17 protein-coding genes are annotated in these 15494 nt (G+C 73.3%); 5 read left to right on the forward strand and 12 right to left on the reverse strand.

The features are described 5' to 3' along the window. Positions 1-197 precede the first annotated feature (197 nt). Positions 198-356, reverse strand: coding sequence for a hypothetical protein (locus ACN28A_RS02695; RefSeq protein WP_421391944.1), 159 nt, complete (start codon positions 354-356; stop codon positions 198-200). Between the two features lie 122 nt (positions 357-478). On the opposite strand from ACN28A_RS02695, the gene ACN28A_RS02700 reads away from it, so the two are divergent. Beyond that, complete coding sequence (locus ACN28A_RS02700) at positions 479-1801, forward strand: DUF6891 domain-containing protein (protein ID WP_421391946.1); 1323 nt, start codon at positions 479-481, stop codon at positions 1799-1801. Positions 1802-1868: 67 nt separating this feature from the next. On the opposite strand, the gene ACN28A_RS02705 is transcribed toward ACN28A_RS02700, so the two are convergent. Then, a complete protein-coding gene (locus ACN28A_RS02705) occupies positions 1869-2168 on the reverse strand; it encodes a hypothetical protein (RefSeq protein ID WP_421391947.1) in 300 nt (99 codons plus the stop codon). Positions 2169-2663: 495 nt separating this feature from the next. On the opposite strand from ACN28A_RS02705, the gene ACN28A_RS02710 reads away from it, so the two are divergent. Further along, the gene (locus ACN28A_RS02710; RefSeq protein WP_421391948.1) at positions 2664-4490 is read left to right on the forward strand and encodes an AMP-dependent synthetase/ligase; all 1827 of its coding nucleotides are present in this window, start codon (positions 2664-2666) and stop codon (positions 4488-4490) included. Positions 4491-4930: 440 nt separating this feature from the next. After that, on the forward strand, positions 4931-5731 hold the full coding sequence (locus ACN28A_RS02715) for an ATP-binding protein (protein ID WP_421391951.1): 801 nt from the start codon (positions 4931-4933) through the stop codon (positions 5729-5731). 51 nt (positions 5732-5782) lie between these two features. On the opposite strand, the gene ACN28A_RS02720 is transcribed toward ACN28A_RS02715, so the two are convergent. Further along, positions 5783-6181 (reverse strand): NUDIX hydrolase, encoded by a 399-nt coding sequence (locus ACN28A_RS02720; RefSeq protein ID WP_421391952.1) that lies wholly within the window; start codon positions 6179-6181, stop codon positions 5783-5785. Positions 6182-6207: 26 nt separating this feature from the next. Further along, positions 6208-7662, reverse strand: coding sequence for a PLP-dependent aminotransferase family protein (locus tag ACN28A_RS02725; RefSeq protein WP_421391955.1), 1455 nt, complete (start codon positions 7660-7662; stop codon positions 6208-6210). Between the two features lie 59 nt (positions 7663-7721). Here ACN28A_RS02725 and ACN28A_RS02730 point away from each other — a divergent pair, with 59 nt between their 5' ends. Together ACN28A_RS02730 and ACN28A_RS02735 are read left to right on the forward strand one after the other, a co-directional pair. After that, positions 7722-8453 carry a YczE/YyaS/YitT family protein gene (locus ACN28A_RS02730; protein ID WP_421391957.1) on the forward strand — a complete coding sequence of 244 codons (732 nt, stop codon included), beginning with the start codon at positions 7722-7724 and terminating at the stop codon, positions 8451-8453. A gap of 99 nt (positions 8454-8552) precedes the next feature. Beyond that, entirely contained in the window at positions 8553-9008 is a 456-nt protein-coding gene (locus ACN28A_RS02735; RefSeq protein WP_421391959.1) for a hypothetical protein, read from the forward strand. A 90-nt stretch (positions 9009-9098) separates the two neighbouring features. Here ACN28A_RS02735 and hisF read toward each other — a convergent pair whose 3' ends face one another. The 8 genes from hisF to hisD form a co-directional block, all read right to left on the reverse strand. After that, the gene (hisF, locus tag ACN28A_RS02740) at positions 9099-9869 is read right to left on the reverse strand and encodes an imidazole glycerol phosphate synthase subunit HisF (RefSeq protein WP_421391962.1); all 771 of its coding nucleotides are present in this window, start codon (positions 9867-9869) and stop codon (positions 9099-9101) included. 37 nt (positions 9870-9906) lie between these two features. Further along, the gene (priA, locus tag ACN28A_RS02745) at positions 9907-10632 is read right to left on the reverse strand and encodes a bifunctional 1-(5-phosphoribosyl)-5-((5-phosphoribosylamino)methylideneamino)imidazole-4-carboxamide isomerase/phosphoribosylanthranilate isomerase PriA (protein ID WP_421391965.1); all 726 of its coding nucleotides are present in this window, start codon (positions 10630-10632) and stop codon (positions 9907-9909) included. Positions 10633-10791: 159 nt separating this feature from the next. Further along, complete coding sequence (locus ACN28A_RS02750; protein ID WP_421391967.1) at positions 10792-11118, reverse strand: hypothetical protein; 327 nt, start codon at positions 11116-11118, stop codon at positions 10792-10794. A gap of 148 nt (positions 11119-11266) precedes the next feature. Next, positions 11267-11887, reverse strand: a complete 621-nt coding sequence (gene hisH, locus ACN28A_RS02755) for an imidazole glycerol phosphate synthase subunit HisH (RefSeq protein WP_421404100.1) — start codon at positions 11885-11887, stop codon at positions 11267-11269. Between the two features lie 17 nt (positions 11888-11904). Beyond that, complete coding sequence (locus ACN28A_RS02760; RefSeq protein ID WP_278063165.1) at positions 11905-12078, reverse strand: hypothetical protein; 174 nt, start codon at positions 12076-12078, stop codon at positions 11905-11907. Further along, positions 12078-12689: an imidazoleglycerol-phosphate dehydratase HisB gene (hisB, locus tag ACN28A_RS02765; RefSeq protein WP_421391970.1), complete on the reverse strand. Its 612-nt coding sequence runs from the start codon at positions 12687-12689 to the stop codon at positions 12078-12080. The genes ACN28A_RS02760 and hisB overlap by 1 nt, the downstream gene beginning before the upstream one ends. A gap of 71 nt (positions 12690-12760) precedes the next feature. Then, positions 12761-13861 carry a histidinol-phosphate transaminase gene (locus ACN28A_RS02770; RefSeq protein ID WP_421404102.1) on the reverse strand — a complete coding sequence of 367 codons (1101 nt, stop codon included), beginning with the start codon at positions 13859-13861 and terminating at the stop codon, positions 12761-12763. A 95-nt stretch (positions 13862-13956) separates the two neighbouring features. Next, complete coding sequence (gene hisD, locus ACN28A_RS02775) at positions 13957-15291, reverse strand: histidinol dehydrogenase (RefSeq protein WP_421391972.1); 1335 nt, start codon at positions 15289-15291, stop codon at positions 13957-13959. Positions 15292-15494: the final 203 nt, after the last annotated feature.

Consider the following 15494-nt stretch of genomic DNA (forward strand, 5'->3'; position numbering starts at 1 on the left):
TGAATCTCGCGACGGTCCGGCTGTCACGACGCGAACTGGACGGGATGTTGGAACAAGCCACCAGGCAGGTGCCATACATCCTTGTAATGTGGCTTGACCAACAACAGATTGTTGTGCTCATCTCCGACCAGCAGACCAGCGGCACCGAGAAACTTTGCCTGACTATTGTAGTAATCGAATTCACTCATCATTCGAAGTCACTCCAGGTTGCCCTCGAAATCAAACGCTTCTTGGCGCAACGCCCTGCTTCTCCAGCCGTTTCGAAGGTGCAAGCAAGCCACCGCGATGACCGCGACCACCTTGTCCACGACGACGCCGCGCACCCGTACGCCCCGGTCCAGCTCTTCCAACCGCACGTCGCTCCACCACCTTCACATTCCTGGCCTCTAGCACCTTACGACCGTGTGTCCGCAATGGAGATCTGGTCGCTGCCGAGTCGCGGTACCTGTCGGGCGGCGCGCTGCTAGGGTTCGCCGCCGTGGACAGTGGGATTGCGGCCGACGAGCTGCGGCACCTGGTCGAGGAGTACGTCCGGCGGCAGGTCGGGCTCGGCGAGCTGCCGTACGACGCGATCGTGACCGGTGCCGTCGAATACCTGACCGACGAGGGTGATCCGGCCCTGGTCGAGACGCTCGCCCGAGAGGTGGCCGCCGCCGGGTTCGCCGCGCACGCCGCCGCCCAGGCGGACTGGCCGGAGCCGACCGACAACGACCGGCTCACCCGTGCCTTCCGGGCGCTGGACGCGGCCGGAATCGTCGCCCGGGAGAGTTTCACCTGCTGCCAGAACTGCGGCGTGGCCGAGATCGGCGCCGAGGTGGCCACCGGTGAGACCCCGCGCGGGTACGCCTTCTACCACCAGCAGGACGCCGAGCGCGGCGCCGACGGCGAGGCCGTGTGGATCGCGTACGGGCTCTTCGGGTCGGAGCCGTCGGCCGAGATCGGCGCGGAGGTGGCAGCGGTACTGCGCGCGCACGACCTGCCGGTGGTCTGGGAGGGGAACGTCGGCACCCGGATCCGGGTCCCGCTGACCTGGCGGCGGCGTCGGTACGGTCGACTGGCGGCCTTCCCGTCGCCGGTCGAGGACGACGTCACAGTCGAGATCGGGGTGCCGAGCACCTGGCGCGGGGTGTACGCCCCGACCTCCGGGCCGATCTCGGCCGCCCGGCTGAGCAGTCTCTATCTGCCCTGGCTGCCCACCGGCACCCGGCTCGACATCACCCGCGACGGCAGCACCGTCACCGTACGGCGGGACTGGGACGCCCTGGTCGGCACCTTTACCGACGCCGCGCTGCCGGAGATCCGGGTGCACCGGTACGCCGGGATGGCACTCGTCCGTCAGCTCACCAGCGACAGCGGAAGCGGGAGTGGAAGCGGGAGTGGAAGCGGCAACAGCAGCGGCAGTGGCAGCGGGAGCGGCAGGAGTCCCGGCACCGGACCGGACGCGGTGGCCGCCGGGAGGGGCACTGGCGACGGTGGGCTGGTGGAGGCGACCTGGGAGCATCCGGCGGGGCACGAGTACCAGGGTGTGCCGCTCACCGCTGCGGAGTGTGCCGACCTGCTGCGCCGGATGCCGGTCCGTACCGATGCCTGGGCCTCGTTCCTCGGTCGCTCCGGTGGCATCGTGCAGGTGCGCTGGGAGCAGCGGCGGCTCTGGCTGGAGACGCCGGATCCGGAGGCTGCCGCCTCGGTGGGCCGGTACGTGACCATCCCGGAGGCCGAGCGGACGGTCGGGACACTGGCGGCGTCGGACCGGGTCGCGGTGGCCGAGCTGGGCGACCTGCGTACCGTTTCCTGGACCTGACCGCCCGGTCCCTTCCCCGGCCCGGATTCTCCGCCCGATGCCGGATCGCGGTCGGCGGGCGGGAGGGTCAGCCGGCCGGCGGCGCCGCGTCGCCCGCCCGGCCGCCCGCGACGGCGTCCACCAGCGCCCGGCCCCCGGTCGTGGCGGCAGGTCCGGACGGTGGGCCGGCGACGCAGGGGCCGGGGTGGCCCTCCCGCTCGCCGCACCGGCCGGCGCCGAGCAGCAGCCGATCGCAGAAGACCCGGTACCGCTCGTGCTGGGCGTCCTCGGCGGAGACGGTGACCTCGCCGGCGTCGAGTTCCGGCAGGAAGGCGAGCGACTCGGCCAGCCGCGCGGCGAGTTCGGTGGCGGCGTGCAGGGTGTCCACGGCAACCGGAAGGTGGATCACGTGACCCGGCAGCCCGTCACCGGAACCGGGGCTTCCGGCGACCGGCCCTGCGGGATCGGGGCTTCCGGTGACTAGCCCTGCGGGATCGGGGCTTCCGGTGACCGGTCCCGGACGGCCCGTGGTGGATGACCTCAGATGACCCATGGTGGATGACCTCACCCGAAATTCGATGACCTTCGCGCCCCGCCTCGGGCGGCGCCGCCGGCCCGGCCAGCCTGGGCCGACGCCCCGACAGCTTGCCAGACGTACCCGGAAATTTCGGGGTTTGCCACTCAGGATCGGCGCGGGTCGACCGCCGGAAACGGCGAGTTGGTGGGCCGGCCGACCCGGCGGCGGCGGTCGACCCGGTCCGATCGGTACGGCCAGCCGGACCGATCGGCACTAGCCGAGGCCCGGGGGCACCCAATACCCTTCGGTAACCGCGACTCAACGTGACCCCCGTCACGCGACGATATCCCGGAGGCTCCCCCCGCCATGGCTCTAGAGGTCCCCTACCGGTCCATCCCCGACATGTTCCTGAAGCGTGTCTCGGCCACCCCCGACCGGGACGCCTTCGCCCACCCCGCACCGGACGACTCCGGCCCGGTCTGGCTGAGCTGGGCACAGGTCGGCCAGCGCGCGAAGGCGATCGCGGCCGGGCTGCGCGGCCTCGGCATCGGCGCCGAGGACCGGGTGGCGATCCTGGCCAACACCCGGCTCGACTGGGTCCTCGCCGACCTCGGCATCATGTGCGCGGGCGGCGCGACCACCACCGTCTATCCGACCACCGAGCCGGAGGACACCGCCTACATCCTCGCCGACTCCGGCTCGAAGGTGCTGATCGCCGAGAACTCCGAGCAGGCCGCCAAGATCGCCGGGGTCGACCTGCCCGGGCTGACCCACGTCGTACTCATCGACGGGCCGGCCGACCCGGCCGCCACCCCGCCCCAGCTCACCCTCGCCGACCTGGAGGTGCAGGGCGCGCTGGCCCTGGAGAGCGACCCGGAGCTGATCGACCGGGTGGTCGCCGAGATCGACCAGGACGACCTGGCCACCCTGATCTACACCTCCGGCACCACCGGCCGGCCCAAGGGTGTCGAGCTGCTGCACGCCGGGTGGTGCTGGGAGGGCGTGGCCCAGGACCAGCTCGGGCTGATCAAGGCGGAGGACCTGCAGTACCTCTGGCTGCCGCTGTCCCACTCGTTCGGCAAGACGCTGCTCTGCGGCGTGATCCACGTCGGCATGCCCACCTACGTCGACGGCCGGCTGGACCGGCTGGTCGACCTGCTGAGCGTGGTCCGGCCGACGCTGATGTGCGGCGCGCCCCGGATCTTCGAGAAGGTCTACAACCGGGCGGTCACCACAGCGCAGACGGCCGGCGGCGCGAAGGCGAAGATCTTCGCCTGGGCGGTCCGGACCGGCATCGACAAGGTGACGCTGGAGCAGGCCGGCAAGCCGGTCTCGGCCGGGCTGCGGATGCGGTACGCACTCGCCGACAAGCTGGTCTTCAGCAAGCTCCAGGCCCGGCTGGGCGGCCGGATCCGGGTACTCGTCTCCGGCGCCGCGCCGCTGAGCCAGGACATCGCCACCTTCTTCGCCGCCGCCGGCCTGCCGATCTCCGAGGGGTACGGGCTGACCGAGACCAGCGCCGGCAACTTCGTGAACCGCCCCGGCGCCCTCAAGATCGGGACGGTCGGCAAGGCGCTCGGCGACCTGGAGTGCCGGATCGACTCCGACGGTGAGATCCTGCTCCGCGGCATGCCGGTGATGCGCGGCTACCACAACCTGCCGCAGGAGACCGCCGAGGCGTTCACAGCGGACGGCTTCTTCCGGACCGGGGACATCGGCGAACTGGACGGCGACGGCTTTCTGAAGATCACCGACCGGAAGAAGGACCTGGTCAAGACGTCCGGTGGCAAGTACATCTCGCCGTCGTACATCGAGGGGATATTCAAGGCGCTCTGCCCGTACACCTCGCAGGTGGTGGTGATCGGACAGGCCCGGAACTACTGCACCATGCTGGTCAGCCTGGACCCCGACCTGATGGCCACCTGGGCCGCCGGCGGCCCGCTCGCCGGCCGCCCGTACGCCGAGATCGTCTCCTCGGACGAGGTGCGCGCCATGGTCGACGGCTACGTCGCCGAGCTGAACCAGAAGCTCAACCGCTGGGAGACGATCAAGAAGGTCACGGTGCTGACCCGCGACCTGACCGTCGAGGACGGCGAGATGACCCCGTCGATGAAGATCAAGCGGCGGGCCGTGGAGAGCAGCTTCAAGGACGAGATCGACCAGATGTACCAGGGCAGCCTCGCCCAGATCTGAACCCGCCCGTCGGAATCCGGTCTCTCTCCCCGGGGACCGGATCGGCACACCCACCGGACCGCCACGCGACCCGCGATCGCGCGGCGGTCCGCTGCATTCCGTCGGCGGGGGCCGGCCTCCGGTCGGTCCGGTCGGTCCGGTCGGCCCCGTCGATGCCGGTCGGTGCCGGTCGGCCAGTCGGTGCCGGTCGGTGCCGGTCGGCCAGTCGGTGCCGGTCGTGCCGAGCGGCTCCAGCGGCTCCCGTCGGCCAAGCCGGGCATGTGATCGAGGACACTACCTGGCGTTTCGGCTCGGCTACTTGCCGACAGCCTGAAGATTGGGCGGCTTCACGGGAGCGTCGGCGGGGTAAGAGCAGAGTCAGGTGCACGACCGGCCAGGTCCGGTGACCGGTCGTGCCGGCACGTTGGGGCGGCGAGGGGGTTCCGGGGATGGTGGCCACGGTGGCAGCGCATGTGGAGACCGGCGCCTTGGTGATCACCATGGCGGGCCGGTGGAGTGTGGCTCAGGCGTACACGTTGCAGCGGGCGCTCTCGCGCTGCGCCGCGCACCACCCGCCGTACGTGGCGGTTGACTGCACCCGGATCGCTCCGGACAGGCTGCTGCCGACCCTGTTGCCGGCACTGGTGATGATCCGTCAGTCGTGCCGGCGCGGCATCACCGTACTGGTCTGCGCGCCGGCCTGCGCGCTGACCGTCCTGCTCCGCCGCCTGCCGACCCGGCGGGTCCGGCTCTATCCCCGGCTCACCGAGGCGCTCGGCCGGATCCGGCCCTACCCCGAATCGGCCCGCATCCGGCGGGCACACCGGCGACTGGCCCCGAAGCCCCAGGCGGTGAGCGCGGCCCGCGGACTGGTCCGGGAGTGCTGCGAACGGTGGCGGCTCTCCGACATCGCCGACGACGCCCAACTCGTCGCCTCCGAGCTGGTGGCGAACGCGGTCGAGCACGCCGGCACCGACATCGACCTCACGCTCTGCCACCATCGGCAGCGGTTGCGCATCTCGGTCGCCGACCGGCATTCCGGGGTACCGGCACTGTCCCGGCGGGAGTCGGCACCTGATCCCGATCAGCCGCTGGCGATACGCGGTCGCGGGCTGGCCATGGTGACCCGCTCGGCCGCCAGCTGGGGCGTACTGCCGGCCAGCGACGGAAAGATCGTCTGGGCCAGCCTGCGCACCCCTTCGGCGTCCCGGCTGCGCCTGCCCAGTGTGGCCACCATCCCGCGGGCCAGCTACCCGGCCTGACCCGCTGCGCCCGGCCCACCACCGCGGCCGGGCGGGCCAGGTCGGTACGGGTCAGCGCAGCTCGCCGGTGCCGTGAAAGTGGTCGAAGATCACTTGGTCGACCGGCGAGACCCGGTGCCGGTCGGCGTACCCCAGCCAGACGATCTCGGCGATCTCGTTGGCCGGCCGCAACTCGCCCCGGTAGTCCGCCGTGTAGCAGGTCATCCGGACGACCGTACCGGCCGGATGACCGTGCGCCGGCGCCTCGAAGACCCCGACCGGCTCGGCGGTGCCGGCGAGTACGGCGACGCAGAGTTCCTCCTCGATCTCCCGCACCAGGGTGTCGAGGTCCGTCTCGCCGGGCTCCCGCTTGCCGCCGGGCAGGTAGTAGACCTCCTTGCCGTGCGAGCGGGAGCTGAGGATCCGCCCCCGGTCGAAGCGGATCCAGGCGATCTTGTCGATCATCGTCACGTCGGACGATGATGCCAGGTGGCCGGTCAGGCGATCACCGGCTCCCGCCAGAGCGGGCGCTGCACCCGGTCGATGTCGTAGCGGACGGCCGCGATCCGGCGTACCGCCTCGGTCAGCTCGGCGGCGGGCAGCGTGAAGGGCAGCCGGAGGAAGCGTTCCAGGGTGCCGTCGAGGCCGAACCTCGGGCCCGGCGCCAGGCGTACCCCGACGTCCTCGGCGGCCCGGGCCAGTGCGCTGGCGACCGGACCGTCCAGCTCGGCCCAGAGCGTGACCCCGCCCGACGGCGCCCGCACCCGCCAGTTGGGCAGTTCCGTGCGGAGGGCGGCGAGCAGGGCGTCGCGCTGGGCGGCGAGCTGCTCCCGGCGGGCCGGCACGATCGTCCCGGCGTCGGCGAGCAGCCGTACCGCGACCAGTTGGTCCAGCACCGGGCCGGCCATGTCCACCCCGACCCGGGCCGCCGCCAGCCGCTGCACCTGCGGTGCCGAGGCGCGGATCCAGCCGATCCGCAGGCCGCCCCAGTAGGGCTTGCTCATCCCGCCGATGGTGACGACCCGGGAGTGCCGGTCGAAGGCGGCGGTCGGCGGCGGCACCTCGGTGCCGTCCAGCGCGAGGTCCACGAAGGACTCGTCGACCACCAGGTCGGTGCCGCTAACGTGCGCGGTCGCCACCACCCGCTCACGCAACTCGGCCGGCATCAGGTGGCCGGTCGGATTCTGGAACTCCGGGATCAGGTAGGCCAGCCGGGGGCGGGTCTGCCGGAGGCTGCCGAGCAGCAGGTCGGCGTCCCACCCCGCACCCTCGACCGCCAGGCCGTGGGTGGCGATCCGGGCGCGGCGCGCGGCGAGCGCGGCGAGCGCGTTGGGATAGGTCGGCGACTCCACGAGTACGCTGCCACCGGTCGGCAGCGCGAGCCGGAGCACCAGGTCGAGGGCGTGCTGCACCCCGTTCGTCACCATTATCTGCTCGGGACTGGTGGTCAGCCCCCGCTCGGTGTACGACCGGGCCACCTCGGCGCGCAGCTCGACGATGCCCGTCGGGTGGTAGCCGGCGCCGCCGAGATAGCGCGGCAGGTCCTCGGCGGCGGCTCGGGCGGCCGAGGCGAGTTCCGCCGGGGCGGCCAGGGCGGCACAGCCGAGGTCGATCATGTCCAGGTCGTCCTGCGGGGTCCAGAGTCCGGTACTTGCCACCCGGTGCCCGCCCGGCAGCGTGGTCCAACTGCCGGCACCGCGCCGGCTGTTCAGGTGCCCGCTCTCCCGCAGCTCGCGATAGGCGGCACTGACCGTGGTGCGGCTGACCCGCAGTGCCTCGGCCAGCTCCCGCTCGGCCGGCAGCCGTACGCCCAGCGGCAGTCGGCCGTCCGCGAGCAGCCCGCGCACCGCGCCGGCCAGGGCGAGGTAGTCCGGGCTGCGTCGGCGACCGGGAAGCGCGTGCCACTGCCCCAGCATCCGCCCCAGCTGGCTCCCTCGGACGAGAGTCGTCATAGCCACTTCACCTCGATTGGCTCTTCATGGCTGCCGGATTGGCCCTCAGAGTGGCACGCATGGCAAAGATTGGCAACCGTGGCGACCGGCTCGGCCGGCGGCTCGGACAGCTCTACGCCGGCCTGACGCTGTACGGCGTCAGCATGGCGCTGATGGTCGAGGCGTCCCTCGGACTGGACCCCTGGGACGTCTTCCACCAGGGATTGTCCGAACGCACCGGCGCCTCGATCGGCACCGTGACGATCGCCGTCGGCGCCCTGGTGCTGCTGCTGTGGATCCCGCTGCGCCAGCGGCCCGGCCTCGGCACGGTGAGCAACGTCGTGGTGATCGGGCTCGCCGTGGACCTCGCCCTGGCCCTGCTGCCCACCGTCGAGGCACTGCCCGCCCGGATCGCCTTCCTGGTCGCCGGCATACTGCTCAACGGGATGGCCACCGGACTCTACATCGGCGCCCGGCTCGGCCCCGGCCCCCGGGACGGCCTGATGACCGGGTACGTCGCCCGCCGGCCGCACCGGTCGCTCCGGCTGGTCCGCACCGTCATCGAGCTGACCGTACTCGCGATCGGCTTCGCCCTCGGCGGCCAGATCGGGATCGGCACGCTCGCGTACGCCCTCGCCATCGGCCCGCTGGTGCACGCCTTCATCCCGATGTTCACCGTGCCGCCGACCGCCGACGAGGTCATCAACGGCCCGAACGGCCCGGACGGGGTCACCGACGATCCAGGCGGGGTCACCAACGGGCCGGACGGGATCGCCGACGTCGGGCAGCGACGGGAAAGATCGTCGATTTGAAGCGCATCGTCCCACGTGGAACGCCGGTCACCCCGGTCCGACGGAATGAACCGGTGCACAACGGTTCCGTCGGATGGCACGGCACGGCATCATTTCCCCATGGGGGATGAGGGATGGCGTTGGTCCGACGCATGGATCTTCGTATCGCTGGTCATCGCGGGCGGTGCCGGCCGGCACCGGCGGTCGAGCAGCACCCGCCGGCCGGAGGGCGTCCGGCTCGCCGACGTGCTCTCCACCGCTGACCATCTCAACCGGGCCCTACCGGCCCGGCACGAGATCGAGGCGGCGGTGCGCCGCCTGGTGGGCGCCGGTCTGATCACCGTCTCGGACGGCTGGTTCCGGGTCACCTCCGCCGGGGAACACCTGTGGCGCACCCGCCCGCACGGCGGCCTCGCCACCACCGTCGAGACGGTGCACGGGGTGCTGACCCGCCGGCACTCCCCGGGCAGCCACGACTGGGTGCTCGGCGAGGACGAGCACGCCGCGGCGGTGCAGGAGTACGCCGCCCGGTTCACCCTGCCGATGCCGCGCCGCTCCCCGGAGAACAGCGGCTGACGTCGTACCCCGGAGAACAGCGGCTGACGTCGTACCCGCGGAGGCGGCGACGGGACGCGGAGCCGGGTAGCGGACCGGGTGGCCGGCGTCTCAGCGGACCGGGTGGCCGGCGCCGCGCAGGGCCTGCTTGACCTCGCCTACGCTCAGCTCGCCGAAGTGGAAGACGCTGGCCGCCAGGACCGCGTCCGCGCCGGCCGCCACCGCCGGGGGAAAGTGCCCGACCGCACCGGCCCCGCCACTGGCCACCACCGGCACGTCCACCACCTGCCGGACCGCGCCGATAAGCTCCAGGTCGAAGCCCGCCTTGGTGCCGTCCGCGTCCATCGAGTTGAGCAGGATCTCCCCGGCGCCCAGCTCGGCGGCGCGGGCCGCCCAGCCGACCGCGTCGATCCCGGTGCCGCGCCGGCCGCCGTGCGTGGTCACCTCGAACCCGCTGTCGGTGCTCGTCCCGGCCGGGGCACGCCGCACGTCGAGCGAGAGCACCAGTACCTGCCGGCCGAACCGCTCGGCGATCTCGGCGATCAGCTCGGGGCGGGCGATCGCGGCGGTGTTCACCCCCACCTTGTCCGCCCCGGCCCGGAGCAGTACGTCCACGTCGGCGACCCGGCGTACCCCGCCGCCGACGGTGAGCGGGATGAAGACCGACTCGGCCGTCCGGCGTACCACGTCGAGCATGGTGCCCCGATCGTCGGAGGAGGCGGTGACGTCGAGGAAGGTCAGCTCGTCGGCACCTGCCTCGTCGTACGCCGCCGCCAGCTCGACCGGGTCGCCGGCGTCCCGCAGGTCGACGAAGTTGACCCCCTTGACGACCCGTCCCGCGTCCACGTCGAGACAGGGGATCACCCGCACCGCCACCGTCATGCGCCGAGCCTAACCCGCAGCCACGCGCGGACACCCGTCACTTTCCACCGAGCACGGCCAGGGCCTCGGCCACGGTGAACGCGCCCGCGTAGAGCGCCTTGCCGGCGATCACGCCCTCCACCCCGATCGGTTCCAGGGTGGCGAGCGCCCGCAGGTCGTCCAGGGTCGAAACGCCGCCGGAGGCGATCACCGGGGCGTCGGTACGGGCGCAGACCTCGCGCAGCAGGTCGAGGTTGGGGCCGCGCATCATGCCGTCCTTGGTGATGTCGGTCACCACGTACCGCGCCGCGCCGGCCTTGTCCAGCCGCTCCAGCACCTCGAACAGGTCGCCGCCGTCCCGGGTCCAGCCCCGGGCGGAGAGGGTACGGCCGCGCACGTCCAGCCCGATCGCCACCCGGTCGCCGTACTCGCCGACGACCCGGTCGCACCACTGCGGGTCCTCCAGGGCGGCGGTGCCGATGTTGACCCGGGCCGCCCCGGTGCCCAGCGCCGCCCGCAGCGACTCGTCGTCCCGGATGCCGCCGGAGAGTTCCACCCGCACGTCGAGCCGGCCGACCACCTCGGCCAGCAGGGCGGCGTTCGAGCCCCGGCCGAACGCGGCGTCGAGGTCGACCAGATGGATCCACTCGGCACCGTCGCGCTGCCAGGCCAGGGCCGCCTCCAGCGGCTCGCCGTAACTCGTCTCACTGCCGGCGGCGCCCTGGACCAGGCGGACCGCCTGGCCGTCGGCGACATCGACGGCGGGCAGCAGGATCAGGCTCAACGTGCTCTCCTCGGTCGGCGGGACGATTGGTGCTCGGGTCGCCGGGACAACGAATGCTCGGGTCGCCGGGACGACGGGTGCTCGGGTCGGCGGGACGACGGGTGCTCGGGTCGGCGGGACGACGGGTGCTCGGGTCGGCGGGTGGGATGCACGGCCGGCTCAGGTCCGGCGGCCCAGGGCGATCACCACCACCGCCGGCAGCACCAGCAGCAGCAGCGCGATCAGGCCGAGCCGCAGCGCCACGTCGTCGACGAGCAGCCAGATGACGATCACCGCCGCCCCGGAGAGTGCGACCACGCCGGCCCGCTCGCCCCGGCTGCGCCGCGCGAACAGCCGCCCGGTACGCCGGACCGGCAGCCGTGGGGTGACCCGGCGCAGCAGGGTACGGCGGCGCTGGCGGCGGGCGACCTTCCGGGCCCGGGCGGCCCGTTCCCGCTCCGCCTCGGCCAGCCGGACCGCTCGGCGCCGGGCCCGCTCCTTGCTCACCTGGCGACCTCCCTGCTCAGCTGGCGACGCCCGAGATCGGGGCAGCCGGTCCGAGCCCGGTAACGCCCGGGATCGGGGCGGCCGGTCCGTACCCCCGCGACATCCCGGGTCGGGGCCGGTCCGCGTCCGGCCCCGGTGCAGCTCGCGGTCACAGCGTGGCCAGCCAGTTGCGCAGCAGCAGCCGGCCGGCCTCGGCGGACTTCTCCGGATGGAACTGGGCGGCCGACAGCGGCCCGCGTTCCACCGCCGCCACGAACCGGCCCCCGTGCTCGGCGGTGGTCGGCAGCGCACCGGCGGCCTCCAGCCCGGCCGCGTCGGTCGGTGCGTAGGAGTGCACGAAGTAGAACCGGGCGTCGGCCGGCAGGCCGGCGAAGAGCCGGGACGCGGGCGGCGGTGCGACGGTGTTCCAGCCCATGTGCGGCACCCGCCGGGCGGCCAGCCCGGTCACCCCGCCGGGCAGCAGGCCGAGCCCCTTGGTGACGACGCCGTGCTCCTCGCCGTACTCGAAGAGGACCTGCATGCCGACGCAGATGCCCAGCACCGGGCGGCCCGCAGCGACCCGCTCGGCGATCACCGGGCCGGCCCGCAGCGCGTCGATCCCGGCCATGCAGGTGGCGAAGGCGCCGACGCCGGGCACCACCAGGCCGTCGGCGGCGGCGGCCGCGTCGAGGTCGTCGGTGACCGTCACCTCGGCGCCGGCCCGGGCCACCGCCCGCTGGGCCGAGCGCAGGTTGCCCGAGCCGTAGTCGAGCACCACCACGCGGGGCAGCGCCGGCCGGTCGGGGGTCATCCGCCCTCCCCGGGTACGAGCCAGAGCACGCCACCGGCGGTGGCGAGTACGGCCAGCAGCCCCACGATCCAGAGCACCCGTCGCGGGGCGCCCTGCCGGTGCAGCGACCAGGCGCCACCGATCAGCACGCCGCCGAGCGCGAAGAGGGCCACCGGCAGGACGACGCCCATCAGAGCAGCCCCTTGGTGCTCGGTACCGCCCCGGCCGACCGCGGGTCGATCGACACCGCCTCGCGCAGTGCCCGGGCCACCGCCTTGAACTGCGCCTCGACGACGTGGTGCGCGTCGGGGTGGCCGCCGGGCCGGGCGGCCCGGAGCACCGAGACGTGCAGGGTCAGCCGGGCGGACTGGCCGAAGGACTCCCAGATGTGCCGGGTCATGCTGGTCGGATAGACCGGCCCGATGTACGGGGCCAGCGCCGGCTCGTCGTGCACCACGTACGGCCGTCCGGAGAGGTCGACGGCGGCCCGGACCAGCACCTCGTCCATCGGGATGGTCGCGGACCCGTACCGCCGGATACCGACCTTGTTGCCGAGCGCCTCGTCGAGGGCGGTACCCAGGGCGAGCGAGGTGTCCTCGATCGTGTGGTGGGCGTCGATCTCCAGGTCGCCCACCGTGTGCACGGTGAGGTCGAAGCCGCCGTGCCGGGCGATCTGGTGCAGCATGTGGTCGTAGAAGCCGACTCCGGTGGTGATGTCGGCCTGGCCGGAGCCGTCGAGATCCAGCTCGACGAGGACCTTGGTCTCGGCCGTGGTCCGCTCGACCCGGGCGGTTCTGCTCACGGTAGGACCTTTCGCTGTCCGGGTCGGCCGCGCGGGTGTCCGGGTCGGCCGGCCTGTTGTCCGGTAACGCATCACGCCGTCCCGGGATCGGTCGGCGTCGTCGGCATCGAGTCTAGGGCGGCGAGGAACGCGTCGGTCTCCTCCGGCGTGCCGGCGGTGACCCGCAGCCAGCCGGCCAGCCCGACGTCCCGGACCAGCACACCCCGGTCGAGCAGCGCCCGCCAGGCCACCCGCTGGTCCCCGCCGACCGCGAAGAGTACGAAGTTGGCGTCGCTGTCGGCGACCGTCCGGCCCCGCGCCCGCAGCCCGGTCACGATCCGGTCCCGCTGCTCCTTGATCGCCTCGACGGTGCCGAGCAGCAGGTCGCGGTGGGCCAGCGCCGCCCGCGCGGCGGCCTGGGTGAGCGCCGAGAGGTGGTAGGGCAGCCGGACGAGCTGCACCGCCGCCACCACCGCCGGGTCGGCCGCCAGGTAGCCGAGCCGGCCGCCGGCGAAACCGAACGCCTTGCTCATGGTCCGGGTCACCACCAGCCGGGGGTGGCCGGGCAACAGGGCCAGCGCGGTCGGGGTGCCGGGCCGGGCGAACTCGGCGTACGCCTCGTCCACCACCACCATCCCGGGCGCCTCGGCCAGCACCGCGTCGAGTACGGCCGGGTCCAGCGCGGTACCGGTCGGGTTGTTCGGGGAGCAGAGGAAGACCAGGTCCGGTCGGTGTGCCCGGACCTGTGCCACGGCGTCGGCGGCGGTCAGCCCGAAGTCCGGGCCGCGGGCGCCGTCCCGCCACGCCGTGCCGGTGCCGGTGGCCAGCAGCGGATGCATCGAGTACGCCGGGGTGAAGCCGAGCGCGCTGCGCCCCGGCCCGCCGAAGACCTGGAACAGCTGCTGCTGAACCTCGTTGGAGCCGTTCGCCGCCCAGAGGTTGGCGGTGGTCAGCCCGTGCCCGAGGTAGTCGGCGAGGTCGGCCCGGAGCGCCACCGCGTCCCGGTCGGGATAGCGGTTCAGGTCGCGCAGCTCGGCCGCGACCGCCTTGCCGATCGCCTCCACCACCTGGTCCGGCACCGGGTACGAGTTCTCGTTGGTGTTCAGCCGCACCGGCACGTCGAGCTGCGGCGCCCCGTACGGGGTACGCCCGCGCAGGTCGTCCCGGATCGGCAGGTCGTCGAGTCCGGTCACGCCGCCGGCACCGGGCTCGGCGGACTGGCCGGACAGTCCGCCGGCACCGGGCTGACCAGGCCGGGCGGTCACGTCGTCGGCACCGGGCCGGGCGGTCACGTCGTCGCTCCGTCGAGCTGCTCCGGGAAGCGGACCCGGACCGCCTGGCCGTGCGCGGGCAGGTCCTCCACGGCGGCCAGCGTCACCACGTGCCGGGCGGTGTCCCGCAGCGCCGCCTCGTCGTACTCGACGATGTGCATGCCGCGCAGGAAGGACTGCACCGACAGTCCCGAGGAGTGCCGGGCGCAGCCACCGGTCGGCAGCACGTGGTTGGAACCGGCGCAGTAGTCACCGAGCGACACCGGCGCGTACGGGCCGACGAAGACCGCCCCGGCGTTGCGTACCCGCATCGCCCAGGCGCGGGCGTCCCGGGTCTGGATCTCCAGGTGCTCGGCGGCGTAGATGTCGACCACCCGCAGCCCCTGCGCCAGGTCGTCGACGAGCACCGCGCCGCTCTGCCGACCGCCCAGCGCGGTGCCGATCCGGTCGGCGTGCTTGGCCTGCGGGACCTGCCGGTGCAGCTCGCGGTCCACCGCCTCGACCAGTTCCACCGAGGGGGTGACGAGCACGCTCGCGGCCAGCGGGTCGTGCTCGGCCTGGCTGATCAGGTCGGCCGCCACGTGCACCGGGTCGGCGGTGTCGTCGGCGAGTACGGCGATCTCGGTCGGGCCGGCCTCGGCGTCGATCCCGACCACTCCCCGGAGCAGGCGCTTGGCGGCGGTGACCCAGATGTTGCCCGGACCGGTGATCATGTCGACCGGCTCGCACCTGGTCCGCCCGTCCGCGTCCGTCTCCGCCCCGTACGCCAGCATCGCGACCGCCTGGGCGCCGCCGACCGCGTAGACCTCGTCGACGCCGAGCAGTGCGCAGGCGGCCAGCACCCGGGCGTCGGGCAGGCCGCCGAACTCCTGCTGCGGCGGGCTCGCCACCACAAGCGAGCGGACCCCGGCCGCCTGGGCCGGCACGACGTTCATCACCACTGTCGAGGGGTACATGGCGAGGCCGCCGGGGACGTAGAGGCCGACCCGGTCGACCGGCACCCAGCGCTCGGTGACGGTGCCGCCCGGCACCACCTCGGTGGTGACGTCGACCCGCCGCTGGTCGGCGTGCACCCGGCGGGTCCGCTCGATCGCCTCGACCAGCGCGGCCCGGACCTCCGGCTCCAGCGTCGACTCCGCCTCGGCGATCGCCTCGGCCGGCACCCGGAACCGGTCCAGCCGCAGGCCGTCGAGCCGATGCGTGGCGTCCTGGATCGCCGTGAAGCCATGCTCGCGGACCGCCTCGACGATCGGGCGGATCTTCTCCACCGCCACGGAGACGTCGAGCTGGGCACGGGGCAGCAGGGCGCGCGGGTCGCGCCACCCGCCGCGCAGGTCGATCCGGTTCAACACCCTTGGCAGTCTATTCGGCGCCCAGCGGTCGGGCCGGGCCCGCCCAGCCGGCGGGACGGTGAGCCGGGCCACCACCGACGAAACCGGCCGGTGCGGCCAGCCTCAGCGAGCCGTCCGCGGCCTCAACCCGGCCGCGGGCCGGACCACCGCCGGCAGAACCGGGCGCGGGCCGGACCACCGCCGGCAGAACCGGCCGCTACGGC

The organism is Plantactinospora sp. WMMB782 (genome assembly GCF_049179135.1).
Classification (GTDB): Bacteria; Actinomycetota; Actinomycetes; order Mycobacteriales; family Micromonosporaceae; genus Plantactinospora.

Bases quoted from the DNA above. Each gene is read 5' to 3' on its own strand.
- ACN28A_RS02735 (WP_421391959.1), top strand. From the start codon at position 8,553: ATGGGGGATGAGGGATGGCGTTGGTCCGACGCATGGATCTTCGTATCG.
- ACN28A_RS02725 (WP_421391955.1), bottom strand. From the start codon at position 7,662: ATGACGACTCTCGTCCGAGGGAGCCAGCTGGGGCGGATGCTGGGGCAG.
- hisF (WP_421391962.1), bottom strand. From the start codon at position 9,869: ATGACGGTGGCGGTGCGGGTGATCCCCTGTCTCGACGTGGACGCGGGA.
- ACN28A_RS02760 (WP_278063165.1), bottom strand. From the start codon at position 12,078: ATGGGCGTCGTCCTGCCGGTGGCCCTCTTCGCGCTCGGCGGCGTGCTG.
- ACN28A_RS02710 (WP_421391948.1), top strand. From the start codon at position 2,664: ATGGCTCTAGAGGTCCCCTACCGGTCCATCCCCGACATGTTCCTGAAG.
- ACN28A_RS02730 (WP_421391957.1), top strand. From the start codon at position 7,722: ATGGCAAAGATTGGCAACCGTGGCGACCGGCTCGGCCGGCGGCTCGGA.